Annotated in this window: 27 protein-coding genes; 17 read left to right on the forward strand and 10 right to left on the reverse strand. The window is 47.2% G+C overall.

From position 1 onward, the window contains the following. Nucleotides 1-413: 413 nt before the first annotated feature. From ACFQNF_RS01375 to ACFQNF_RS01390, 4 genes are read left to right on the forward strand one after another with little or no spacing between them, the layout of a single operon-like run. Nucleotides 414-3,440, forward strand: a complete 3,027-nt coding sequence (locus ACFQNF_RS01375) for a chemotaxis protein CheB (RefSeq protein WP_380185581.1) — start codon at nucleotides 414-416, stop codon at nucleotides 3,438-3,440. Then, on the forward strand, nucleotides 3,430-5,712 hold the full coding sequence (locus ACFQNF_RS01380; RefSeq protein ID WP_380185582.1) for a PAS domain-containing hybrid sensor histidine kinase/response regulator: 2,283 nt from the start codon (nucleotides 3,430-3,432) through the stop codon (nucleotides 5,710-5,712). Before ACFQNF_RS01375 ends, ACFQNF_RS01380 begins: the two co-directional genes overlap by 11 nt. Beyond that, on the forward strand, nucleotides 5,687-6,505 hold the full coding sequence (locus ACFQNF_RS01385) for a response regulator (RefSeq protein WP_380185583.1): 819 nt from the start codon (nucleotides 5,687-5,689) through the stop codon (nucleotides 6,503-6,505). Before ACFQNF_RS01380 ends, ACFQNF_RS01385 begins: the two co-directional genes overlap by 26 nt. A gap of 24 nt (nucleotides 6,506-6,529) precedes the next feature. Next, a complete protein-coding gene (locus ACFQNF_RS01390) occupies nucleotides 6,530-7,261 on the forward strand; it encodes a Crp/Fnr family transcriptional regulator (RefSeq protein WP_380185585.1) in 732 nt (243 codons plus the stop codon). On the opposite strand, the gene ACFQNF_RS01395 is transcribed toward ACFQNF_RS01390, so the two are convergent. Further along, on the reverse strand, nucleotides 7,258-7,971 hold the full coding sequence (locus tag ACFQNF_RS01395) for a Crp/Fnr family transcriptional regulator (RefSeq protein ID WP_380185587.1): 714 nt from the start codon (nucleotides 7,969-7,971) through the stop codon (nucleotides 7,258-7,260). The genes ACFQNF_RS01390 and ACFQNF_RS01395 overlap by 4 nt on opposite strands. Nucleotides 7,972-8,510: 539 nt before the next feature. Between ACFQNF_RS01395 and ACFQNF_RS01400 the strand changes: the two genes are divergently transcribed. From ACFQNF_RS01400 to ACFQNF_RS01420, 5 genes are all read left to right on the forward strand, one after another. Further along, nucleotides 8,511-8,813 (forward strand): DUF4398 domain-containing protein, encoded by a 303-nt coding sequence (locus tag ACFQNF_RS01400; RefSeq protein ID WP_380185589.1) that lies wholly within the window; start codon nucleotides 8,511-8,513, stop codon nucleotides 8,811-8,813. 75 nt (nucleotides 8,814-8,888) lie between these two features. Then, nucleotides 8,889-9,716 carry an OmpA family protein gene (locus ACFQNF_RS01405; protein ID WP_380185591.1) on the forward strand — a complete coding sequence of 276 codons (828 nt, stop codon included), beginning with the start codon at nucleotides 8,889-8,891 and terminating at the stop codon, nucleotides 9,714-9,716. 49 nt (nucleotides 9,717-9,765) lie between these two features. Beyond that, nucleotides 9,766-10,302: a ferritin-like domain-containing protein gene (locus tag ACFQNF_RS01410; protein WP_380185593.1), complete on the forward strand. Its 537-nt coding sequence runs from the start codon at nucleotides 9,766-9,768 to the stop codon at nucleotides 10,300-10,302. Nucleotides 10,303-10,348: 46 nt separating this feature from the next. Beyond that, nucleotides 10,349-10,651, forward strand: a complete 303-nt coding sequence (locus ACFQNF_RS01415; RefSeq protein WP_380185595.1) for an ElaB/YgaM/YqjD family protein — start codon at nucleotides 10,349-10,351, stop codon at nucleotides 10,649-10,651. A gap of 23 nt (nucleotides 10,652-10,674) precedes the next feature. Beyond that, nucleotides 10,675-11,061 carry a hypothetical protein gene (locus ACFQNF_RS01420; RefSeq protein ID WP_380185597.1) on the forward strand — a complete coding sequence of 129 codons (387 nt, stop codon included), beginning with the start codon at nucleotides 10,675-10,677 and terminating at the stop codon, nucleotides 11,059-11,061. A gap of 398 nt (nucleotides 11,062-11,459) precedes the next feature. Here ACFQNF_RS01420 and ACFQNF_RS01425 read toward each other — a convergent pair whose 3' ends face one another. Both ACFQNF_RS01425 and ACFQNF_RS01430 read right to left on the reverse strand, forming a co-directional pair. Beyond that, nucleotides 11,460-12,212: a Crp/Fnr family transcriptional regulator gene (locus tag ACFQNF_RS01425; RefSeq protein WP_380185599.1), complete on the reverse strand. Its 753-nt coding sequence runs from the start codon at nucleotides 12,210-12,212 to the stop codon at nucleotides 11,460-11,462. Nucleotides 12,213-12,433: 221 nt separating this feature from the next. Then, nucleotides 12,434-13,015: a DUF1003 domain-containing protein gene (locus ACFQNF_RS01430; protein WP_380185601.1), complete on the reverse strand. Its 582-nt coding sequence runs from the start codon at nucleotides 13,013-13,015 to the stop codon at nucleotides 12,434-12,436. Here ACFQNF_RS01430 and ACFQNF_RS01435 point away from each other — a divergent pair. Continuing rightward, nucleotides 13,014-13,181 carry a hypothetical protein gene (locus tag ACFQNF_RS01435; RefSeq protein ID WP_380185603.1) on the forward strand — a complete coding sequence of 56 codons (168 nt, stop codon included), beginning with the start codon at nucleotides 13,014-13,016 and terminating at the stop codon, nucleotides 13,179-13,181. The genes ACFQNF_RS01430 and ACFQNF_RS01435 overlap by 2 nt on opposite strands. Here the strand turns inward: ACFQNF_RS01435 and ACFQNF_RS01440 are convergent. Then, nucleotides 13,178-14,014, reverse strand: a complete 837-nt coding sequence (locus ACFQNF_RS01440; RefSeq protein WP_380185605.1) for a BON domain-containing protein — start codon at nucleotides 14,012-14,014, stop codon at nucleotides 13,178-13,180. The two genes, ACFQNF_RS01435 and ACFQNF_RS01440, sit on opposite strands and share 4 nt — an antisense overlap. A gap of 515 nt (nucleotides 14,015-14,529) precedes the next feature. Here ACFQNF_RS01440 and ACFQNF_RS01445 point away from each other — a divergent pair. The 5 genes from ACFQNF_RS01445 to ACFQNF_RS01465 all read left to right on the forward strand — a co-directional run bounded on the left by ACFQNF_RS01445 (nucleotide 14,530) and on the right by ACFQNF_RS01465 (nucleotide 16,972). Further along, nucleotides 14,530-14,754 carry a CsbD family protein gene (locus ACFQNF_RS01445; protein ID WP_046350934.1) on the forward strand — a complete coding sequence of 75 codons (225 nt, stop codon included), beginning with the start codon at nucleotides 14,530-14,532 and terminating at the stop codon, nucleotides 14,752-14,754. A gap of 79 nt (nucleotides 14,755-14,833) precedes the next feature. Continuing rightward, a complete protein-coding gene (locus ACFQNF_RS01450) occupies nucleotides 14,834-15,136 on the forward strand; it encodes a GlsB/YeaQ/YmgE family stress response membrane protein (RefSeq protein WP_380185607.1) in 303 nt (100 codons plus the stop codon). A 153-nt stretch (nucleotides 15,137-15,289) separates the two neighbouring features. Further along, the gene (locus ACFQNF_RS01455) at nucleotides 15,290-15,604 is read left to right on the forward strand and encodes a BON domain-containing protein (protein ID WP_046350936.1); all 315 of its coding nucleotides are present in this window, start codon (nucleotides 15,290-15,292) and stop codon (nucleotides 15,602-15,604) included. A gap of 135 nt (nucleotides 15,605-15,739) precedes the next feature. Then, nucleotides 15,740-16,561: an alpha/beta fold hydrolase gene (locus ACFQNF_RS01460; protein WP_380185608.1), complete on the forward strand. Its 822-nt coding sequence runs from the start codon at nucleotides 15,740-15,742 to the stop codon at nucleotides 16,559-16,561. 252 nt (nucleotides 16,562-16,813) lie between these two features. Continuing rightward, complete coding sequence (locus ACFQNF_RS01465; RefSeq protein WP_380185610.1) at nucleotides 16,814-16,972, forward strand: DUF3309 family protein; 159 nt, start codon at nucleotides 16,814-16,816, stop codon at nucleotides 16,970-16,972. A gap of 56 nt (nucleotides 16,973-17,028) precedes the next feature. Here ACFQNF_RS01465 and ACFQNF_RS01470 read toward each other — a convergent pair whose 3' ends face one another. Beyond that, nucleotides 17,029-17,397: an ArsR/SmtB family transcription factor gene (locus ACFQNF_RS01470; protein ID WP_380185612.1), complete on the reverse strand. Its 369-nt coding sequence runs from the start codon at nucleotides 17,395-17,397 to the stop codon at nucleotides 17,029-17,031. Nucleotides 17,398-17,598: 201 nt separating this feature from the next. On the opposite strand from ACFQNF_RS01470, the gene ACFQNF_RS01475 reads away from it, so the two are divergent. Then, on the forward strand, nucleotides 17,599-18,405 hold the full coding sequence (locus ACFQNF_RS01475; protein ID WP_380185613.1) for a substrate-binding periplasmic protein: 807 nt from the start codon (nucleotides 17,599-17,601) through the stop codon (nucleotides 18,403-18,405). 65 nt (nucleotides 18,406-18,470) lie between these two features. Here ACFQNF_RS01475 and ACFQNF_RS01480 read toward each other — a convergent pair whose 3' ends face one another. The 3 genes from ACFQNF_RS01480 to ACFQNF_RS01490 all read right to left on the reverse strand — a co-directional run bounded on the left by ACFQNF_RS01480 (nucleotide 18,471) and on the right by ACFQNF_RS01490 (nucleotide 20,617). Continuing rightward, nucleotides 18,471-18,671 carry a dihydrodipicolinate synthase family protein gene (locus tag ACFQNF_RS01480; RefSeq protein WP_380185638.1) on the reverse strand — a complete coding sequence of 67 codons (201 nt, stop codon included), beginning with the start codon at nucleotides 18,669-18,671 and terminating at the stop codon, nucleotides 18,471-18,473. 124 nt (nucleotides 18,672-18,795) lie between these two features. Then, entirely contained in the window at nucleotides 18,796-19,230 is a 435-nt protein-coding gene (locus ACFQNF_RS01485) for a YiiD C-terminal domain-containing protein (protein ID WP_380185614.1), read from the reverse strand. 10 nt (nucleotides 19,231-19,240) lie between these two features. Further along, nucleotides 19,241-20,617 (reverse strand): DEAD/DEAH box helicase, encoded by a 1,377-nt coding sequence (locus ACFQNF_RS01490; RefSeq protein ID WP_380185616.1) that lies wholly within the window; start codon nucleotides 20,615-20,617, stop codon nucleotides 19,241-19,243. A gap of 154 nt (nucleotides 20,618-20,771) precedes the next feature. On the opposite strand from ACFQNF_RS01490, the gene prmB reads away from it, so the two are divergent. Next, nucleotides 20,772-21,680, forward strand: a complete 909-nt coding sequence (prmB, locus tag ACFQNF_RS01495) for a 50S ribosomal protein L3 N(5)-glutamine methyltransferase (protein WP_380185617.1) — start codon at nucleotides 20,772-20,774, stop codon at nucleotides 21,678-21,680. A 295-nt stretch (nucleotides 21,681-21,975) separates the two neighbouring features. On the opposite strand, the gene ACFQNF_RS01500 is transcribed toward prmB, so the two are convergent. Further along, on the reverse strand, nucleotides 21,976-22,479 hold the full coding sequence (locus ACFQNF_RS01500) for a hypothetical protein (protein WP_380185619.1): 504 nt from the start codon (nucleotides 22,477-22,479) through the stop codon (nucleotides 21,976-21,978). Next, the gene (locus ACFQNF_RS01505; RefSeq protein WP_380185620.1) at nucleotides 22,476-23,591 is read right to left on the reverse strand and encodes a sialidase family protein; all 1,116 of its coding nucleotides are present in this window, start codon (nucleotides 23,589-23,591) and stop codon (nucleotides 22,476-22,478) included. The genes ACFQNF_RS01500 and ACFQNF_RS01505 overlap by 4 nt, the downstream gene beginning before the upstream one ends. Nucleotides 23,592-23,601: the final 10 nt, after the last annotated feature.

Here is a 23,601-nt window from a genome sequence, read left to right on the forward strand (position 1 = left end):
CAGATTACCTGTGTGAAAGTAGGTCATTGCCAGACACCCTAAGCCGTAAGCAAACCCCCGTACTCGAAAGAGGCGGGGGTTTTGCTTTGCGCGGAAGAAACGCAGCCCTAGCGTAATGACCTAATGACCAACCAGCTGTGGTTTGCGTGTCGGGTTACGGATAAAACCGTTAACCCGACCTAAGCGAGGTAAATCTTGCATGTTCGAGCCGCTACCCGACCTACGCGAGGTAAATCTTGCACTTCGAGCCGTTACCCAACCTACAAGAGGCTATGATCGACCTTGTAGGTCTGATTTTTTTCTTTTTTCTGAATGGATAAATTCATCTGGGGGTGCTGCTAATAAGCGCTGTGAATGATCTTTAGTAGCGTACACTTCTTAAATAATACGCTAGCTTGGCGTTAGGATGATGTATGACCGCTGGAAAAGTAACAAAGAAAGCCAAAACTCAAGTTTTGGAACATCCGCCCAGCCTTGTTGTTCCGCTAGACACTCCTCCTACTGTTTCTTTCCCCATTATTGGTATTGGCGCTTCTGCGGGTGGTTTGGGCGCGTTTGAAGAGTTTTTTTCGGGAATGCCTGCAGATCTCGATATGGGTATGGCATTTGTACTGGTGCAGCATCTTGCTCCGGATCATAAAAGCATCCTCAGTGATTTGGTTCAGCGCTACACCCATATGCAGGTCTTTGAAGTTGAGGATGGCATGGTGGTGCAGCCTAATTGTGCCTACATCATTCCACCTAACCACGATATGGCGTTTTTGAATGGCGCGCTGCACTTGCTTGCGCCTTCTGAGCCGCGCGGGCATCGCTTGCCCATAGATTTCTTTTTTAGCTCACTGGCGCAAGATCAGCATGAGTTGGCTATTGGCATTGTGCTATCCGGCTCAGGAAGCGATGGCACTTTGGGCATTCGGCAGATAAAGGACGAGGGCGGCATGGTCATGGCGCAGATACCTGCTACGACCGAGTTTGATGGTATGCCAAGCAGCGCGATTGCCACTGGCTTGGTTGATTACCAGCTAAAGCCTGCGGATATGCCTGCAAAGTTGATTGCCTATGCTGCTCAAGAGTTTGGCAAGCTGATTAGCACGATTGTGGTGCCGATTGTTAAGGATGAAAATTCACTCAATAAAATTTTTATTCTGCTGCGCACACAAACAGGCCACGATTTTTCTCAGTATAAGCCGAGCACGATTTTACGGCGGATTGAGCGGCGTATGGTGGTGCATCAGCTTGATTCAACTGAGCAGTATGTTAAATATTTGCAGAAAATGCCTGATGAAATAGAGGCTTTATTTTGCGATATTCTGATTGGTGTCACTCATTTTTTTAGGGACACTGAGGCTTTTCTGGCGCTAGAAGAGCAGGTGATTCCTCAATTATTTAAAGGGAAGCCTGCCGGGGCAACGATTCGTGTTTGGTCGACGGGTTGCTCAACTGGCGAGGAGGCCTATTCCATCGCTATTTTGTTGCAAGAGCAGCAGGAGTTGCTAAAGCAAAATTATACGATACAGGTTTTTTCTACGGATATGGATCGCCGGGCGATTGCCACCGCTCGTGCAGGGTTATATCCAGCAAGCATCGCTGGGGATATCTCCCCGCAACGGCTAGCGCGCTTTTTTACCGCGGAAGCCGATGGCAGCGCGTATCGTATCCACAAAGGCATCCGCGATATGCTGGTTTTTTCTGAGCAGGATGTGATTAAAGATCCGCCCTTTTCTAAATTAGACCTGATCAGCTGTCGTAACTTAATGATTTATATGGGGGCAGAGTTACAGAAAAAGCTGATTCCCATGTTTCACTATGCGCTGAACCCTAGCCGGTTTCTTTTTCTTGGCACGTCAGAAACCGTGGGGGAGTTTGCTGATTTATTTGCCGTGCTTGATGCTAAATCTAAGCTTTATCAGAGAAAGCAAGATGTCTTTGGTATTAAAAGGGCCTTTCAGCCGCCGATAGCGATTGCGACGACGGGGATAGCACTTCCTCAGGCCGCGAGTAAGCAAAGCCACCCAGTAAAGCGCTCTATGCGTGAGGTAACGGAGCAAACGCTTTTGCAGCAGCTTGCACCGGCTGCAGCATTGGTGAATGAGCACGGCGATATTTTGTATTTGCACGGGCGCACGGGCATGTATTTAGAGCTGCCTGAAGGCGAGACGGGTATTAACAATATTTTAAAGATGGCACGTGAAGGATTACGCCGTGAGCTGATTGCCACCTTGCATAAATCAGTAAGTAAAAATAAAACGATCCAGCGGCTTAATTTGAGCGTTAAAACGAATGGTCATTTCACGCCGGTTAATCTTACGGTTCGCCCTGTAGTTATGGGCCAGCCAGCCGGGGAAGTGCTTTATTTGGTCATTCTGGAAGAGACCAGCCAGTTGGTTACACCTGCTTTACCGATTTATTTACCACTGCTTGAAAGGGGAGAGCACAGCAACTTTGATGCACGGATTGCTGCTTTAAATGAAGAGCTTTGCGCTAAGGATGAATACCTCCAGGTGAGCAATGAGAAATTGGAAACCATCAACGAAGAGCTCAAGTCTTCTAATGAAGAAATGCAATCGGTGAATGAAGAGCTGCAATCGACCAATGAGGAGCTGGAAACATCCAAGGAGGAAATGCAGTCGATTAATGAGGAATTGACCACGGTAAATATGGAATTACAGACAAAAGTGGCTGATTTATCCCGTGCCAGTAATGATTTAAATAACCTGCTGGCAAGTACGGGGATAGGGACTATTTTTGTTGATCATCAGTTGAATATCCTGCGTTTTACCCCTGCCGCAACCAAAATCATTAATTTGATTTTAAGTGATGTAGGCCGGCCAGTTGCGCATACGGTAACTAATTTGCTGGGGTATGGGCAGCTGGTAGCCGATGTGCAAGATGTACTCAATAGCCTGATTCCAAAAGAAATTGATGTGCAGACTCAAGCTGGTAAATGGTACACGATGCGTATTCAGCCCTATCGCACGCTGGATAATCTGATCGAAGGTGCGGTGATTACCTTTGTAGATATTACTGAAATGGTGCACGCCAGAGAAGCGTTACGCAAAGCCAATGAGCTGTTTCGTTTAGCCGTCGTGGTACGAGATGCGCACGATGCCATTACGGTGCAGGATTTAAATGGCCGCATTTTGGCCTGGAACCCCGGTGCAGAGCGAATGTATGGTTGGAGCGAGGCTGAGGCGCTGCAGATGAATGCGGCGGATCGGATTCCCCAAGCTTTGCGAAAAGAAGCATTGGTTCAAGTGAATCAACTTAGCCAGTCAAAAGTTCTGGAACCCTACCATACCCAGCGTTTGAGCAAGAGCGGCGATATTTTAGGTGTTTCCATGACCTCTACAGCCTTGGTGAATGTGGCAGGGGCGATGTATGCCATTGCCACTACCGAGCGAGCTAGGAAGCTGAATACAGACACGCATCATGAAGGATAAAAACATGCGGGTGAATAAAGAGGGTCCCTTTTTGGCAGCAGAACACGTTTTACGTGGGCAAGCGGAAGAGCGGGTTCGTGATCAGGCGGCAGCGCTATTAGAAGACGTCAATACCATGTCGCTGCAAGAAACACAGCGGCTGCTGCATGAATTGCGCGTGCATCAAATTGAATTAGAAATGCAAAATGAAGAGTTGCGCCGGACACAAATTGATTTAGATGCGGCACGAACGCGTTATTTTGATCTTTATGATTTGGCTCCTGTGGGCTATTGCACGATCAGCGACGAGGGAAGAATTCTGCAAGCCAATCTCACGGCTGCCACGCTTTTGGGGAGCAACCGCAGAGCCTTGGTTAATCAGTTATTTAGTCAATTTATTGCTAAAGCAGATCAAGATATTTTTTACTTATTGGGCAAGCAGCTGCTGGAAACGCGTGAACCGCAGATCGGTGAGCTGCGTATGCTTAAAAGTGACGGCTTGCAATTTTGGGCGCATTTAGTCGCCTCTGCCTCAGCAGATCATGAGGGGAGCCCTGATCTGCGCATCGTGCTCAGTGACATCACTGAACGTAAGCAGGCCGAAGAAGTACAGCTGAAAGAAGGCAGTTTGCAAAAAGCTATTTTCAATAGTGCTAATTTCTCGAGTATTGCGACCGATGCGCAAGGTGTGATTCAGATTTTTAATGTGGGCGCAGAATGTATGCTGGGCTATACGGCTGAAGAGGTGGTGAACAAAATTACGCCTGCTGATATTTCTGATCCACAAGAGATTATTGAGCGGGCCAATGCATTGAGTGTTGAGCTGGCAACGCCCATTTCACCTGGCTTTGAAGCACTGGTATTTAAGGCTTCCCGTGGGATTGAAGACATTTACGAGCTGACTTATATCCGCAAAGATGGCAGCCGTTTCCCCGCAGCGGTATCGGTCACTGCGTTGCGGGATGCGAGAGAAACGATTATTGGTTATCTCTTGATCGGCACGGATAACACCGCGCGTAAGTTGGTAGAGGCTGAACGGACGCTGCTGGATCAGGCCTTGCAACTTAAAAATACCGAATTAGAGCGCGCTACCGCCGTGGCCGAAAAAGCCAATTTAGCTAAATCAGATTTTCTTTCCAGTATGAGCCACGAATTACGCACGCCGCTCAATGCCATCCTTGGTTTTGCTCAGCTTTTAGAATCTGGCTCGCCAGAGCCTACCCCTTCTCAAACACGCAGTATTGATCAAATTTTGAAAGCGGGTTGGTATTTGCTGGAGTTGATCAATGAGATTCTCGATCTGGCTTTGATTGAGTCTGGCAAGTTGTCACTCTCTATGGAGCCTATTTTACTGACCGATGTGATGCGTGAATGCGAGACGATGATCGAGCCTCAAGCGAAAGGTCGTTGCATTAGCGTGGCGTTTCCATCTGCCAATTTGCCCTACTTTGTGCATGCAGATCAGACAAGGCTTAAGCAGGTACTGATTAATCTGCTTTCTAATGCGATTAAATACAATAAAGAAGGCGGCTCGGTGGTGGTTGAATGCACCTTAAGCCAGCCTAATTCTATTCGTATTAGCTTACGCGATACCGGTGCGGGGCTGGCGCCAGAGCAGCTGTCACAATTGTTTCAGCCGTTTAATCGTTTGGGGCAAGAGGCGCATGTAGAAGGAACCGGCATTGGTTTGATCGTGTGTAAGCGCTTGGTTGAATTAATGGGCGGCGTTATTGGGGTAGAAAGCCACTTTGGCGAAGGAAGCACTTTTTGGCTTGAATTGAGCTTGGTCAATGAGCCGCTGCTGCTCGATCATTTGGAAGAACACCCCTTCGTGGCACAGACTCCTTTACAGGTAGCGACGTATACCATGCTTTATGTGGAGGATAATCCGGCCAACCTGATGTTGGTAGAAAGCTTAATGATGCGCAGGCCGGATATTCGCTTACTGAGTGCGCGAGATGGTAAGCGTGGTATTGAGATTGCCCGTACATCTTTGCCAGACATTATTCTTATGGATATTAATTTGCCGGGAATCAGTGGTATCGAAGCATTACAAATTTTGGCTCAAGATCTAAATACGGCACATATTCCGGTGGTGGCAATTAGCGCTAATGCCATGGTTCGTGATATTGAAAAAGGATTAGCTGCGGGGTTTTTCCGTTATCTGACTAAACCCATCAAGGTATATGAATTTATGGAAACTTTAGATCTTGCTCTGGGTTTTGTAAAAACGGAAGCCATTCAGATTAATAACAAGGAAAACGATCATGATTCATTATTCCGAGATTCTTAATGCCAGCATTCTGATTGTTGATGATCAAGCGAGTAATGTCAGCTTGTTTGAGCAATTATTGAGCGATGCCGGTTATTCCAATATTGCCTCAACAATGGACCCAAGCTCTGTCTGTGAGCTGCACCGAAAAAATCGCTATGACTTGATTCTGCTTGATTTGCAGATGCCCGTGATGGATGGTTTTCAAGTGATGGAAGGCCTGAAAACCAATGTGGAAGATGCTTATTTGCCCGTGCTAGTGATTACTGCACAGCCAGGCCATAAGTTGAGAGCCTTGCAAGTAGGCGCCAAAGATTTTATCAGTAAGCCTTTTGATTTAGTTGAAGTTAAAACACGCATCCATAACTTGCTGGAAGTGCGGCTTTTATATAAAAAGCTTGAAAGTTATAGCAAGATATTGGAGGCCAAAGTAGAAGAGCGAACTGCCGAATTACGTGAAAGTGAGGCGCGTTATCGCAGCCTGACCGAGCTTGCCTCTGACTGGTACTGGGAGCAGGACGAGCAAATGAACTTTACCAAAGTATCAGGCCCCGTTTTAGAAATGCTGGGTATTCGGGTTGATGCACTGGCTAGTGATGTGGAAGAGAGTGTAGAAGAAGGCTGGAATGAAGAGGAGCGCAAAAAATTACAGGACACAATCAATGCGCGGCAGCCTTTTTTAGACTTTGTTTTTAGTCGTGCTCACCCCGATGGATCGGCGCAAAAGTTTCAAGTGAGTGGAGAACCCATGTTTGATCGGCACTGTCGCTTTATTGGCTACCGGGGCATTGGTGTAGAGCTCACTTCCAAGTAAAACATTTTCTTTCGATGGTTCTCTATGTCAGCAATTCATAGTTTTCAACAAAATCATTTGCTTGCTGCCTTACCGGCTGACGAGCTTGAATTACTAGCCCCGCACCTAGAGTTGGTCGCGATGCGGCTTGGTGACATGCTTTACGAGCCGGATGAGCAATTGCGGCATGCTTATTTTCCAACTACCTCTATCGTCTCGCTGCATTATGTAATGGAATCAGGGGCTTCCGCAGAAGCGGCCGGGGTTGGCAATGAAGGCGTGGTGGGCGTGTCCTTATTTATGGGCGGGGATAGCACATCTAGCTCGGCCGTGGTGCAAACAGCGGGCTACGCTTATCGCTTACCCCGTCAGATTTTAAAAGAAGAGTTTAACCGTGGGGCGACTTTACAAAGGCTATTACTGCGCTACACCCAAGCGTTGCTTACACAAATGGCACAAACTGCAGTGTGCAACCGGCATCATACGGTAGAGCAGCAGCTATGCCGCTGGCTGCTGCTTACTTTGGATCGCCTAGAGAGTAATGAGCTGATTATCACTCAGGAATTAATCGCCAATATGCTGGGTGTGCGGCGGGTGGGGGTGACAGAGGCGGCCGGAAAATTACAGCGGGCAGGTTATATTAGCTATCGCCGCGGGCATATTGCGGTGCTAGATCGCTCGGGGTTAGAGCAGCAAGTTTGTGAGTGTTACGCTGTAGTCAGAAAAGAATTAAATCGTCTTTTGTCCGATGTTCCTGCCATTAAAAATACGGATTAAATAGTGTTCATGATGCTTGAGTAGCTGTCTTTGTCGGCTTCATAGCATTGGCAAGCGACCATTTTTAAGCCTTTCCGGTCGAGTATGGTGATGTCACCACGGCTATAGCGAATAAGCTTGTGATTTTGCAAAGTGGTGGCGGCCGTGGTGACCCCTACACGGCGAACACCCAGCATATAGGCCATAAACTTTTGCGTAATATGAAAAGTATTCGAATGCGCCCGATCTTGTGTCATTAATAGCCAGCGCGCCAGCCGTGCCTCAATCACATGAAAGCGGGAGCACGTTGCGGTTTGCGCCAGTTGCTTGATGATCACATAGAGGTAGCGTTGTAATATATGCTGCAGCGCAGTGCTTTGTTGTAGTTCTTCGCAAAACACCTCGGCGGTCATGCGCAACACGCTCCCTTGGCCCTGTACTAAAGCATGCAGTGGTGAAATCTTCACTCCCAGTGCGAGCGAGGCACCGAGCATGCCTTCATTGCCGATTAATCCTACTTCTAATGTAGGGTGCCCATCCATTGATGCTAATAAAGAAATAAAACTTTCTAATGGAAAATAAACGTGCCGGATGTACGCGCCAGGCTCGGAGAGCACGTCGGAAAACTTCAGCTCAACCCTTTCGCAGCGTGCTAAAAAGCGCTGTTGATCTTGGCTTGGCAGCGCGGCTAGCAAACGATTGTAGCTAAGCGCACTCAAGTTGGTTGGCATGAATCAATCTCCCTTTAATGCTCAAAGAATGGCAAGGCAAACACAAAGACAGCTATGGCTACTTTTAAGCAAAGAAAAAACTGAGCGTTTCTCTTTCCTCTATTTCCCCTCATTGATCCGCGATACTTTTACATAGGGCATGCTTTGCATGAAGCCGAGCTGTTTCTGCTCGTTCTGCGGGTAAGGAAGATAAGAAAGCATTGAGCTGGATATAGTGCTTAGAAATAGCAGGACTGTCTGAGCGTTAACGCACAGAGTGTGCATTTGCTTAGTAAATAAAGAAAAGAGTGCTGGTTTTACGTTTAGCAAAGGACGAATATGGCTTTAGAGCATGTTTTTTAAACAGCTTTCTAATCATGACAAAAAATAGCGCTATGTGCGTCAGCGTACCGATCAAGTGAAAAAATCAGCTTATAACTGAGACATGTGGGGAAAAACCCATTCACAGTTTAAAGAGGAACATCATGCCTACAAAATCAAAACAATGGCTCAAGATCTTGGGCGTCAGCGCTGTCTTGCTTATAGCAGGTTGTAACAGTATGAAAACGCCTGCTACTGCCAATGTCGCAGTTTCTGATGCTGCAGTTGAGAATGCCGCTAGCGCGGGCGGGGCAAAATATGCGCCAGTAGAAATGAATATGGCGCGAGAAAAAATGGTGCAAGCGCATAAAGCGATGGCCGCCAAAGATTATAAGTTAGCTGCCAATTTAGCTAATCAGGCTGAATCTGATGCCAAACTGGCACAAAGCAAAGCCAATTCGGGTAAGGCAGAAGTCGCAGAGCAGGCATTGCAGGACGATATTAGAGTGATGCGTGAAGAGTTAAATCGCGTAAATAAATAATCAGTTTATCTTGCTTTGTTGATTGCATTTTACTGTGCAAAGGTATTTTATTTGCGTGGTTTCAAGGATTTCATCATGAATAAAAAAATAGTTACACCTATCTTATTAGCCATTGCCGTGTTGATTGCTGCTTGCAGCACAGCGCCGACAAGTACGGGTTTACTGGATCAAACACGGATTGATTATTTGGCGATTCAAAACGATCCGGCAGTATTAACTTATGCAGCTTTAGAAATGAAGCAGGCAGGGGACGCTTTAAATAAAGCCAATGAAGCGGTGATTAATAAGGGTAGTGAGCAAGAAATTGACCATTTAGCTTATGTAGTAAAGCAGAAAATTGCGCTAACACAGGAAGTCGCTAAGCAAAAAACCAGCGAGGCAGGCGTTGTGGATAGCGCTAAAACCCGCGATCAAGCGCGGTTAGAGCAGCGTACCAATGAGGCAGATCAAGCTAAATTGGAAACGCAAGCTGCGAAAGCACATGCCGCAGAGCTTGATCAGCAGTTGGCAGGCTTAAAAGCAAAAAAAACCGAGCGTGGCATGGTGATCACTTTAAGCGATGTGCTGTTTGGCACAGATCTATCGCGCTTGAATGATGAGGGGATGCAAACGGCTAAAAAACTAGCCACTGTTTTACAGCAAAATCCAAATCGCACCGTCCTCGTGGAAGGCTTTACCGATAGTACTGGGGCCGCTAAGCACAACCAAGGCTTGTCTGAACGCCGCGCCACTGCGGTGCGTAATGCCTTGCAAGAATTAGGCGTCGCTGATGGCCGTATTGCTATTCATGGCTATGGAGAGGCTCACCCTGTTGCCTCCAATCAAACAGCAGATAGCCGTCAACTCAACCGACGCGTTGAAATTATTCTTTCAGATGATACTGGCCGGGTAACACCACGTTAACCAGAGTCACATCATATTTTTCTGTTTCTTTTTTAAATCGAGAAAAACCATGAGTGATATTACAAATATCTATCCAGGTATTGATATTGATGAAATAAGGGCTGCAGCTAAAGACATTACTGATGGCGCGGTCACCGCAGGTTATCAGGGAAACCGCCAGCAAGTGGTGGCGATGCTGAATGCGGCTTTAGCGACAGAATTAGTCTGTGTTTTGCGCTACAAGCGGCATTACTACACGGCGAGTGGCTTGCAAAACGGGCCGATCAGGGCGGAGTTTCTGTTGCATGCACAAGAGGAACAAGGCCATGCTGATTTGCTAGCCGCACGCATTGTGCAATTGAATGGTAAACCGGATTTTAACCCCAATACCCTCACTGCCCGCAGCCACGCCGAGTATGACGATTCAGACAATATTTTGGCCATGATTAAGGCCAATTTGATTTCTGAGCGGGTAGCGATTGAATCTTATCGCCAGATGATCAAAGACATTGGCGATACCGATCCAAGTACTAGCCTCTTGCTTGCCGGGATTATGGCGAAAGAGGAAGAGCACGCTGATGATATGCGGGATTTGCTTGCTGCCTGATTGTATTTTTAGGCCTTATGTTTCACTTACATCTGAGGAATTCATTATGTTTGGATCAAATTCAAAGCCACTTAATAGCGATGTAGCCACCTTGGTTAAAGATGCACAAGCTCTGCTGCAATCGGCTAAATCGTTAACAGGCGAGAAGGCGGATGAGGCACGCAATCAGGGCATGTTGCTGCTTGATACCGTTTTTCTGATGGCACATGATATGCAGGAAAGTGCTGTCGGTGCGGGTAAGGCAATGGTGAGCTCGGCTGGGGATTGTGTAAAAGATAATCCATGGCGCTCGGTGGCGCTTGCCGCAGGCACGGGTCTGCTGGTGGGAGTGATTCTGGGTCGTAAGTAAGTGCGGTGAATGCATCACTGTCCATGCTGATGATCGGCTTGACGGTTGGTCTGTTGCTTATCAGCAAAAATAGGTTTGCTGGGTTTTTATCTAAACTGGAGCGAGTTGTTCTGGCTTGGGCGAAATTACGTACGCGCTTATTAAAATTGTTTTTTGTTTTAATCCTTGCCATTTTATCGGCATGGTTTGCGATTGCGTATGGCACGGTTTTGATCGTCTACCTGACTTGGGAGAGCCTGGGGTGGAAGATATTGTGTATTTTGACCCTTGTTTTTACAGCTGGCGCATTGAGCTTGTTTTATTACGCATGCTCTATAGTGCGTTTGTCTTTGCTTACTCCACTTTTAATGCGGGATACATTAGAAGTGGAACAAGATTGCTCCAGAAGATCAGCATCCCGTCGGGAATGATGGGTGAGTTCGCTGGCAAATTAAGCTGACCTTACCTTGAGAAAGTTCGGCCGCCGTATTTGAAGCAATTGTATTTAAAAAGAGGGGCTTGGCATACGCTGAGCCCCTTTTTTATGTGGATTGAAAGATCGCTTTATGGAGTGATTGCTACGAATGAATTTACCTAGCCCCTGATTAAGACCCACTTTTGGCGTGATACTGAGTCTGATTACTTTTTTGCAGCAAAACACCCCACAAATGGCAAGCCTTTTGGGCTTAGCTGTGCCGATTGAGGCGCAAATGGGAAGTCGGATTACTGCGATTGGGCTCTGCTGGTTTTTATGGGCAAAAACCAGCGTGAGTAGCCAAGGGGAATGTCAGAGGTTTACTTCTGTACAAATCTAAGCCAGAGCGGCTGGTTAAAAGACAGTGGCTGCTGGTGCGGCACTGGTATTTTGCAAATTCCTGCAGGGAAGTAGGCGATCAAATTCTGCTTTAACGACGGCATAGCACTCGCAAGATCTTTTTTCTAAGCCTTTACGATCCAGCACGTTAATACGGCCACGGCTGTATTCGATTAGTTTGGCTTTTTGTAAATTACCCGCAGCTTCTGTAACGCCTTCCCGGCGAACGCCCAGCATATTGGCAATCAGCTCTTGGGTCATGACCAGCTTATTAGAGGGTAGGCGATCCAAGCTTAATAATAGCCAGCGGCAGAGTTGCTGATCTAATGAATGATGGCGGTTGCAGACTGCGGTTTGTGCCATTTGAGTGAGCAGTGCTTGCGTGTAACGCAACAATAAATGTTGCAAGGGACCTGCTTGATTAAATGCGGTTTTAATTTGCTTTTTATCTAGCCGATAGGCAAAACCTGCGCTTTGAACAACAGCACGACTAGGTGTGCTATTACCGCCCATAAAGAGCGATATTCCTACAATACCTTCGTTGCCGACAATGGCGATTTCGGCTGATGCGCCGCTTTCTAAAACATAAAGCAAGGAAACAATGCTATTGGTCGGAAAATAAACATGCTGCATTTGCGCGCCAGATTCATAAAGCACGTGGCCAAGGGGCAGGTGAACTAGTTCTAATAGCGGGGCTAAAGAGGCATAGCTGTCCGCCGGCAGAGCCGCAAGAATAAGGTTTTGGCAAGGGAAATGAAGTTCTGTCATTTGGAGCTCCTGCTTGGCGCCTAGCTGATAAAAGCATGGGCGTGGCAAAGTGAATGAAGTACTTACCCTTAGTTATACCGAATTCCTTGCTAATACTATGTTCTTTACCGAACACTTTCCGTAAACAATTTGCGGTAAAAGTAAAGTTTTTGTGAGTTTTTTTGTAAGTATTTACATGGGTTAAATGTCAGTTTTATACTCAAGCGCTTTTATGGTGAGCTTCATTGTTCAGATAAAAAATTTGGCCCTTTGGGTGCTGAGGTTTTGTTTTTTTCAAGCACCTGGGTGAGTAGCTTTATTTGCTTTTGCTGCATAGAGACAAGCTCTGACCATTGTTGATCACGCAAGATATCAATTTTTTTGTTCAAGGCGAGTACTTCCAGCTCTGATTTTAAATTCACTTCGTAATCATGCTCGGCCGCGGCTCTATCTTTGGCGGCATGCCGGTTTTGCGACATCATAATGACAGGGGCTTGTAGGGCAGCCAGCATGGATAAAATCAGATTAAGGAAAACATAAGGGTAAGGATCGAAGGATTTATTGGACAAAATCAGCGTGTTGAGGATGATCCATACAAAAAGTATGCCTATAAAAATAAGAATAAATGTCCATGAGCCGCCAAAAATAGCGATTTTATCGGCCAATCGCTGGCCCAAAGTTAAAGTGTCATCAAATTTTTGATTGGTGTTATGGCTGATATGCAGGCGGTTTTTTAAACGCTCCATGACTCTTTTCTCGCTTTCTCCTGCATCCTTGCAGGTTTTTAAAAACTGGCTGGCGAGTTGTTCGTTTGGGTTGTCCATGATGTGGAGTGTCCTTGTAATGGCCGGGAATGGTGGAGAGGGAGGCTTAAAAAGCAGCATGCTGATATGGCTAGATGATTCAGCGGTGGCTGCGGATGCCAAACGCAAAAAGGATCGCCAGCCCGCTGGGGCCAGTGATCCTTTAAGGGGGAATCAATGCGCTTAAATGCTGATCAGCCCCTTGGCTTCAACACGCTTCACGCCACGCACATTTTTTGCCAGCTCGATGGCTAAAGAGCGCTCTGCACCGCTGGCTACTTTGCCGCTGAGTGTTACTACGCCATGTTGTGTGTTTACCGAGATATTTGTGCTTGGCACGTTGCGGGAATATAGAAATGTAGAGATGACTTTTGCAGTAACCCAACTATCGCTAATGCTCTGATCTGCATTTGATGCGGTGTTTTTGACGCTATTTGCGATGCTGGTTTTTTCACCATTGACTAGAATCTGATTGTCCACCGAAACCACGCCACGGGTGTTCATGGCCAGCGTGCTGGCCAGTGTTTTGGATTTTATATTATCTGCCGTACCCGCTAGCCGTACCTTGCCTGCCTGTGTATCGACCGTTGTGCTCAGCCCATCGGTGTTTTTACTCCAAATCAACTTTGATTTAATGGCGGCGCTAATGTTTACATCATCAATTGTTTCGCCATAGCTACGGCTCGCACCCTCTTTGGCTGGGGCGTAATCCGCCTGAACCACAATCTGATTATCTACTTCTTTAATTCCGCTCACGCCCAAGGCGATTTGCTTGGCTAAGTCTTTATTGATCTCTTCATCTACTTTTCCGCTCAGTACTGCTTTGCCGTTATGCACGGATACTTTGAGATCGTTGGCCCGTAAATAAGGACTTAAGGCATAGGTGGTCCAGATTTGGGTTTCTTGTTTGGCATCGCTGATTTCCTGAGGGATGCTGGCTGCAGCAAGAGGGCCGCTGAATACGGTTAAGGTTGCGACCAAGCCAGAGGCAATCAGTTGTTTGTGAGCGTGTGTATACATCTTGTTTCTCCATTAGAAAAAAAGAGGGGCATTAGAAGTAGCAGTTAAAAGTGGCGTTGAGGTGTTGATGTGTTTAAACGGGCTTTTCTCGCCGCCATTAAAACCACGGCTGGCAAGCTTGCCCGGTGGCTTGATTAAAGAGGGCAAGTGCTCAGACATAAACAATGCGTGTGAAGCAAAAAGCTGTCTGTACGCTACCGATCTTAAGCACCATTTTTTATTCCATAATCATTTTTTTAGCGCGTTAGTGATGGATGGAAGCGGCCTTTTGTGAAAGGGAGAATGATTGAGGTGTGACGATGTTATTTCTTAGCCAGTAAGAAATATAAAAGATTAAATGCGCTTATGTACGGCAGCGCACTGACCAAGTTGATGCATCTGTTTAATCTGGTTCTGTCGTTGGCCGCTTGCACACCAAGAACAGCTTGGCGGCATGTTGCTGATGAAGTGTTAACGGTAACAAGAGGCTGAAATGGCATCAGGCCATTTGCCTCCTAAACACAAAGGAGCTTGATATGAATTGGGATATCGTCGAAGGCAACTGGAAGCAATTTAAAGGCAAAGTGAAAGAGCAATGGGGCGATTTAACAGATGACCATCTGGATGTGATTGCTGGTAAGCGCGATAAGCTGGCCGGCCAAATCCAGGAATCCTATGGCATCACAAAAGATGAAGCTGAGTTGCAAATTACGAAATTCGAATCACTGAATAAAGATGTTCCGTCTAAGCGTCTTCCATAGTTTCGTTTAGCCCTTGGCTTGCTTGGCTGATGAATCGCTAGGCAAGCCCTTCTTATCATTGCCAGTACCGGAGAGCAGGATGTCACTTTTTCCCTTGATCGTGCTTGGGCTGATTGCAGGTTTTATCATTAACAAAATACTGAACACGATAAGCCAAGGGATGGTGCTGGATGTGATTTTTGGTTTGTTGGGGGCTCTGATTGGTAGCTGGGTGTTCATCTCCTTAGGTTGGCAAGGAATGAGCGGGCTTAATCTTTACAGCTTGTTTATTGCGCTGGTGGGGGCGGTTTCTTTGATCGTTATTTTTCGTGCCAGCTTAGGCGCTCTGTTCTTGCTACATATTTATCAAGAGCTTGTTCGTCGTAGATTAGATCGTGTGTAAGCCGCGAGCGCTTGATAAATAGAGCCAATGTTGGTGCCTTGAGCTAGGCAATTTTATGAGCAAGGTCTTGCGCAGTATTGCAATGGCGCAATAACTCGTTTGCTCTGAGATCGAATATTTTCGTATTTCTTATATTTTTCAGGAGAATTAACCATGAAACACCTAGGCAAGTATTTCGCAGCATTTTTTGTGGCGACCGCATTATTGTCTGTGGCTGCTTGTTCATCTACTCCAACCCAAGAGGGTACGGGTGAGTATCTGGACGATAGCGTCATCACCAGTAAAGTGAAGTCGGCTATTTTTGGCGAGCCTACTCTGAAGTCGATGGAAATCAATGTAGAAACATTTAAAGGCGCTGTGCAATTGAGTGGATTTGTGAGCTCGCAGGCCGCTTCGGATCGTGCTGTGCAGCTGGTTAAAACCGTGAAAGGTGTGAAATCAGTTAAAAATGATATGCGAATTAAATAAGCGCAGATTGAATATGTGTTTTTTGATTTGTATTCAAGCAGCCTGTGACAGGCTGTTTGTACTTGCAAAATGTGATTATTTCCTGTGTTTAGGTTTGAGTTGCCGTTTCTTCACCTCAATAAAGGATTATTCGTCATGAATATCATTACAACGCCTGATAATACTGAACTTTTTGTTAAAGACTGGGGCTCAGGTCAGCCTGTTATTTTATTGAGTGGCTGGCCATTATCATCGGCTAGCTGGGAAGATCAGGCGATGGTGCTTGTAGAGGCAGGCTACCGCGTTATTAGCTATGATCGCCGCGGCTTTGGTCGCTCATCCCAACCATGGAATGGCTACGATTACGACACCTTATCGGATGATCTGGCTGCGGTTATTCAGCAAACGGGAGCCGTTGATGTCACGCTGGTGGGCTTTTCGATGGGAGGGGGGGAAGTTGCGCGTTATATGTCTCGGCACCAAGGTAAATCGGTGGTGAAAACAGCGCTGATCTCTTCGGTATTGCCCTTTATGTTGAAACGGAGCAATAACCCCGACGGTGAAGAGCAAGAGATGTTTAACAGTATGATTGAAGATATTAAAGCAGACCGGGCCAAGTTTTTTGCCGGATTCTTTAAGAAATTCTTTGGTATTGGCATCATTGCCCAGCCGGTGAGCGATGAGCTTATGCAATGGATGCAGAGTATTGCGATGCAAGCCAGCTTGAGAGCCACGATTGAATGTGTGAAGTCATTCTCAAGCACCGATTTTCGTGATGAACTTAGTGCATTTAATGTGCCCACCCTCATTATTCATGGCACCGATGATAAAACAGTACCCATCGAAATATCTAGCCGAGAGGCTGCTCAGGGTATTCCACAGGCCAAGTTGATTGAATACGAGGGCGCACCGCATGGCTTATTTGCTACAGATAAAGACATGCTTAGCCGAGATTTAATCAGCTTTCTTAAGCAATAGCACTCGCAGTTTTATTTCCCGCAGATGAGAGTAGTCAGTCCAGTTGAATGGGGGGCTTATAAATCGATGGATTATTTCGAGCGGTAAGGCGCAAGGAAACTGCATCTGGCGATGCCGCGACGAGCAACGCAGCAGGTCGAAAAAAGCCGCGATTTATACCCTCCTCATTCAGCAGGACAGTCATTGGGCATCTGCGGGTGGTGTGTCAGCGGCCTTGATGCCGGATTGAATTAAAATTTTGAGGGGAAAATCATGAGTTTAGGAACCATATTACTGATCGTACTGATCCTGATGCTAATCGGTGCCATCCCAAGCTGGCCACACAGCAGTGGCTGGGGTTATGGCCCAAGTGGTGGTTTAGGCATAATAATCATTATTATTGTCGTTCTATTGCTTCTGGGTCGCATATAGATAATGCCGCAGGCGGCAATAGGCATTGTTGCTTAATAACAGCCGCTACGGCGGCGTTATTTTTGAGCTGTGTTTGCTAATGGAGGCAGTAAGGCTTCTGGGCAACAGGATGCAAGTCGTAAATCTGCGCATTGTTCTGGCTGGCCAGCGCAACATTCCTCGGTAAGATAGGCGATTAAATCGAGCATCAGCGGCAAATTAGCCCGATAACGCTGAAAACGGCCTTCTTGCTCAACTGAAACCAGCCCGGCATGCGTCATTCCCTTTAAATGAAATGATATGTTGTTAGGCGGTAAATCAAGCGCTGCTGCAATCTCGCCAGCAACCATGCCCTCTAAGCCTCGCCTTACCAGAAAACGATAAATATCAAGCCTAATCCCTGATGAAAGAGATTCAAAAATTTGTGTGGCTGTTTGTTTTTTCATAAGGCAACTATACAAGAATAATTGAAATAAATTTTAGCATAAGTGACGCATGCCGCCTAAGTAAGTTGTGTCTTGAGTTTAATTAATGAGCGATCTAATGACTGCGAAATTGCATTTGCAGCGTAGCAGTAATAAGTTTGCGCAGTTTTAGATAGTGAAACTGGCTTAGATAGGGGGCTCGCTTGTCTGGCAAAGTTGTTAATGAGCAGAAGCCGGCCAGAGAAGTCATCTAAATTTAGATCAGTTCATTTATTAGAGACAGTGATGTATTTAATTCATGCTGGTATTTGTCTAGTGCTTAGCACTGCTTGCCTTGCCGGGCCATCGATTGACTTAATGGTAGAAAATGCGGCCGAACCGTTTTCCCGTGCAGATGGCAGTGGTTATAGTAATGAATTAATTGTGGCTATATTTGCTGCAGTAGGGATTGAAGCAAAGCTTAAAGTAGTACCCTATACGCGTTGCAAAAATATGGTGTTGGAAGCAAGAGGGATTGCTTGCTTTAATATGGCTTGGGAGCCTGCATTAGAGGGAAAAGTAAAGTTTCCTTCTGTGCCGCTTTATACGGTTACCCCTATTTATTTTCAAAATAAATCGCGGCCAGTTTCTGCTCAGAATGAAGCAGAATTAGCACTTGGTACAAAAATTGGGGTGGTGCATGGCTACGAATATCCGCCTAGCGCAAGTAGCCTGCCTAAGCGCGGGGTAGTGTTTGTAGCCGGGAATAGCGAGCAAATTAATTTAAAGCAATTAGCCAGTGGTAGCTTAGATGCGGCTTTAGTGATGGCCAATGAAATACAAATACCTACTTACTGGGCTAAAAGTGCAGGGGTAACGGGGCAGGTTGAAACGATTTTTTCAAGTACGAAACAAGATGTATTTATTGGCTTTAGTATCCAGCATCCTAAAGGCTTATGGGCGCTTAGCCAGTTTGAGCAGGGATATAAAATAATCAGTGATAATGGCAGACTGAAGCAAATTAAAGCGAAATGGGGTGCGTTAAAATGAAAAGTATCTGAACAAGCTAAAGAGATAACAATGTTTTTCCTTTGATCATTACATGGCTAAAATTCTTAATTGTGATTTTTTATCGGGTGACGCGGATTCATCGGTAAACGTAATTCATCGTGGATGAATCCGTGTATTGCGAATGCAGTCTTAATTACGGCAGGATTGGGCTCGGAAAAAAGAAGCAGAATCAGCGGGCGTAATTGCAGATTAATGATTCTGGCCACGGCTAAATTACCGTCTTGAATAAAGCGCAGTATTTTTATAAATTAGATTGGATATACGCCACTGCAGCAATTGCACTGTGGCTGACTGTACGGCTGCTCATAAAAATAAGATGATCCTCACCACTTAAAAACTTGAGCGGTGTTTCATTCATTATCTGAAATATCAGCCCGCTACATATTGAGCATTAAAACGCGCAGCAATCTTACCTGTTGTGTCACCAACGGTGATTTCCAGCGCCATTCTGGCTCGCCCTTTACGTTGCAGCGTTTGCAAAAAACGCGCGGTTTGGCCCTCGTCCGGTGGGCAAACTTTAGCCACTAGGTCGCTCTGTAAGGGGCTTAAAAAGTTCGTACTGCCGGTTTGAATCACCACTTTCATGTCTGGCCCAGCTAATTCAGATACCCACAACCAGCCCGCAATGGTGGCCAGCGTGCTGATGCTGCCGCCAAATGCGCTATGGTGATCGTTTTGATTAGTGCCGTAGGGAGCAGTCAGTAGCCAATCGGATTGATCTCCCAATAGCTGAACTTGCATGGCTTTTAAAAGGGGGAAGCCCTGATGTAGTCGTGTGGTCCAGCGTTGGGAGAAATCGCTCATTGCTAACTTATTACTGTGTGACTTGATACTTAGGCGGTAAAAACAATGCGGCAATTTGTGGTGTGCGCTTTAGTTTAGACAATGGCGCATCTGGCATATCGTCGTAGCTTTGTGCGCGGGCACGGCTGCTTGGCGGTGTGTTCATATTGCGAGTGAGTGCTGCTACCGGCGCTTCTGCTGTGACCCGTGCTGGAGCGCGTTCACGTCCACGGCTTGGTGCCGGTGTGACTTCTATGGGTGTAGTGCCCGGAGAGAAGCCAATCACCGGAATCAAAGGCAGATCACGTTTGAGCATTTTTTGGATGCCAAGGTAAGCTTTCTCTTCTTCTGGTGCCACCAAAGAAATAGCGATGCCCGTAGCGCCCGCGCGGCCAGTGCGGCCAATGCGGTGCACATAGTCTTCCGGATTAGTGGGCAGCTCAAAGTTAATCACAAACGGTAGCTCGTTAATATCTAAGCCGCGAGCGGCTACATCGGTGGCGACCAATACTTTAAGCGTGCCATCTTTAAATGCCGCCAGTGTTTCTAAACGAGATTGCTGTGTGCGATCACCATGAATGGCTTCAGCAGAAAAGCCTGCGCGTTTTAGCTCGCGGCCTAATTGCTCTGCGCCGATCTTGGTGCGGCAAAATACGATCACTTGGCTCATATTGTGCGTGCGGATCAGATGGGCAACGAGGGCTTTTTTACGGCTGTTTTCTACCGGATGCAGCTCTTGCTTGACCGACTCATTGGCTGAATTCTGGCGTGCTACTTCGATGACTTCTGGGTCGTGCATAAAGTCTTCGGCTAGCTTTTTGATTTCTGGCGCAAAGGTCGCAGAAAACAGCAGTGTTTGCTTGCGGCTGGTGCACAGCTCAAAAATCTTGCGAATATCGAGGATAAAACCCATATCGAGCATGCGATCGGCTTCATCCAGAATCAAGATTTCGACTTGGGATAAATTAACCGTCTTTTGCTGAATATGATCAAGCAAGCGCCCAGGTGTTGCGACTAGGATTTCAACGCCTTCCCGCAGCTTAGGGATTTGCGCCTTAATATCCATGCCACCAAATACCACATGGCTACGTAGCGGCATGTGCTTGCTATAGGTGGTGACGCTTTCAGAAACCTGATCGGCTAGCTCGCGAGTCGGTGTAAGAATTAATACACGGATGGGGTGGCGAGCAGGGGAGGCGCTGGTGTTCGCGTGTTTAGCGATTTTGGTGAGTATCGGTAAAGTAAACGCAGCTGTTTTACCGGTGCCTGTTTGTGCTGCACCGAGAACGTCACGGCCTAGCAGAATGACAGGGATGGCCTGCGCTTGAATCAGCGTCGGATGTTCATAACCTTGCTCGGCGACTGCCTTGAGCACTTCCGGAGCCAGCCCGAGCGATGCGAATGTCATGCGTGTTTCTTTCCGAAAAATAAGAACAACGTTCCAATTTACACGAAGCTCGCCTCCCTGCATACCCTAGCTGACAACTGGAAAAACGCGGGGCAGGTCGCCAGCCCGCCAATCGGTTAAACTAGCGGCATATAAAACTTGATGAGAAACAGCCATGTTTGATCACGCTTCACAACATTTATCAACGCTCCGAGACTTACATCGCTTTGCGGTGAGTCGTTTTAATGCCGCCGAGCTTTTTTATGGTCACGGCACTGATAACGCTTGGGATGAAGCGGCGTATCTCATTTTGGCGACGTTAAAATTGCCATTAGATCGTTTAGAGCCCATGTACGACGCAAAATTACTGCCAGAAGAATTAACGCAAGTTTTGGCGGTATTAAAAGAGCGCGTAGAAACCCGTAAGCCTGCGGCTTATCTAACCAAAGAAGCGTGGTTGGGCGAATATAAATTTTATGTGGATGAGCGCACCATTGTGCCGCGCTCGTTTATTGCCGAGATTATTCGTGAGGGCGGTTTAACGCCGTGGATTGAATACCCAGAGCTGATTCACCGCGCGATGGACCTATGCACTGGATCGGGTTGCCTCGCGATTGTGATGGCCGATGCCTTCCCGGATGCGGCGATTGATGCGCTCGATTTGTCGCCAGACGCGCTGGATGTGGCAGAAATCAATGTGCTGGAATATAGCCTAGGCGAGCGAATTGATTTGATGGATTCAGATTTATTCAGCGCAGTTGAAGGCGAGCTCTACGATCTGATTATTTCTAACCCGCCCTATGTAGACGCGCATTCGGTAGAAGAGCTACCGCCAGAATACTTGCATGAGCCAGAAATGGCCCTAGGTAGTGGCGAAGATGGCTTAGATATTACCCGCCGTATTTTAGAAGAAGCGACTCGCTTCCTGAATCCGCTGGGCGTGCTGGTGGTAGAAATCGGCCACAACCGCGAAGAGCTGGAGACGAGCTTCCCAGAGCTGCCTTTTGTTTGGCTAGATACCGAAAGCGGCGATGGCTTTGTGTTCTTGCTGACGCGTGAAATGCTGGTTGAGGCAGGGATGTAACTTAGGGATCAGGGCGTAGGTTGGGTTAGACGGTTTATTCGCGGGTTTTAGCGGATAAATCGACGTAACCCAACATGCTCAGGCGAAAAGAATCGTTTTGTAGGGCGAGTGAAACCCACGAGCGATACTGAAAAATACGCGGGTTTCACTCGCCCTACGATGATTCAATATTTGTAATTGCACGGTAGATTAATGACAAATAGCTAAGTTGATAGGGCTGGGGTGAAAAACACCCTACGCATGTTACGAGGGTTTTGCTTGAGGATGTTGATAGGGGCCTTGGGGCCCCTTTTCCTTATCTCTTTAAGCAACGTAATAAAGCAACAGCCCCTGTAATCATCGCCATTGGGTCTAGCATGGCATCCCAAAGATTGACGCTTTCTAATACGCCAAGCGGAAACAGCGCGAGGGCGAGCAGCCATGCAAGCGCTAAAGCTTTATGGCCCTGCTGCCAAGCGAGGCCTAGCGAGATGGCGCACCAGATCAGCAGCGCTTGCGGTGCATAGCCCAAGGCATACACATCAAAGGCCCAAGCCCCTAGGGCCGATGAATACAGCACTAAGCCGCTGATAAGTAGCCAGCCAGCCAAGGCTGGGCGTAGTTTTTGTTTAAAGAGTAAGCCGCAGGCTAAGCCTGCTGTTGCCAAGCTAGGGGCGCTCAGTAGGCCCAATAGCCAAGGCGAGCCAAGGATAATGAGTGCGCCGATGGTGACTAAAACGCGATTTTTCTTCCAGCCAGAGCAGGCCAGCGCCGCACCGGTTGTGCCCCAAAGTAGCAATCCTGTGAGTGATGCAATCATGGTTTTGCTCCATCTAGCCAAGCACGGTTAAAGCGTACATGGCGGATTTCAGAGCGCTCCCATGTGTAGACCAGATCCATGATTTCGTCGTTAACCAGCAGGGTGGGATAGGAGAATTCCATGCCTCGGGTGTCTTCAATCACTTTTACTTTTTTCCAGTTTTTACCATCTACAGATACGCTGAGCGCTAACTCACTGCGGCCATCGCTGCGTGGGTTATGTGCCATGATCAGTCTGCCGTCCGGCATACGTTCCACCGCAATCGCTGAATCAGGGTTCTTTACATTCAGATTTTGAATGGGTGTCCAGCTGGCACCACCATCATGCGTTTGCTGCAGCATCAGCTGGCGAGACGGCCCGCTGTTTCTGAGCAGGGCAAAGGCGTCGGTGGCATTTAAAGCAATGATGCCGGGTTGCAGGTTTTCACCTTCGGCGTTCATACGGATTTTGCGGACCAGCTTGCCGTCTTTATCAAATTGGAGCAGCTCGCCAAATTTACGCGCTAGCTCGTGATAGGCGGGCAGTAAGAACCCGCCATCTTCCAATTGAACAGCATGGGTGCGAATGAGGGTCGATAAATTAAAGAAGGGGCTAGTAATGATTTTGCTGGCAGAGCCCCAGCTATGGCCGTTGTCGGTTGAAACCATACGATTGAGCGTACTGGTCGCCCAGCCACCCATCGATACCGACACATAAAACAGCTGCAAACGCCCCTGACTATCGAGCACCGGCACCGGATTGCCTACTTTTTTAATATAGCGCAGCTGATCTTTAGAACTTTGCGCTGGCGTTGCCACAATCCAAGGCTTAATCCACCGGCCATTTTGATAGACGGACGCCCATACGCTGACGTCGGTAGCGCCTTCACGGCTGCCGCCAAACCAAAAGGCGATACGCTCACCATTAGCCAATGCAATGATGCTGGCGCTATGCGCAGCAGGCACGGGTGCACGTAAGCGTTGCACCTCCATTTGCGGCGTGCTGGCGGTGAGGTGTGGCTGCTTTGCAAGCGCAAAACGCATGTCTGCAGGACTTTTTTGGTAGTTGATAGCCAGTAAGCATGCTGCAACTAAGCCAAACAGTAGGGAGGGGCCTTTTAGCGTCATTGTCATCTGATCGATT

Origin of the sequence: Iodobacter arcticus (assembly GCF_042664895.1) — a bacterium.
In the GTDB taxonomy this organism is placed as follows: domain Bacteria; phylum Pseudomonadota; class Gammaproteobacteria; order Burkholderiales; family Chitinibacteraceae; genus Iodobacter; species Iodobacter arcticus.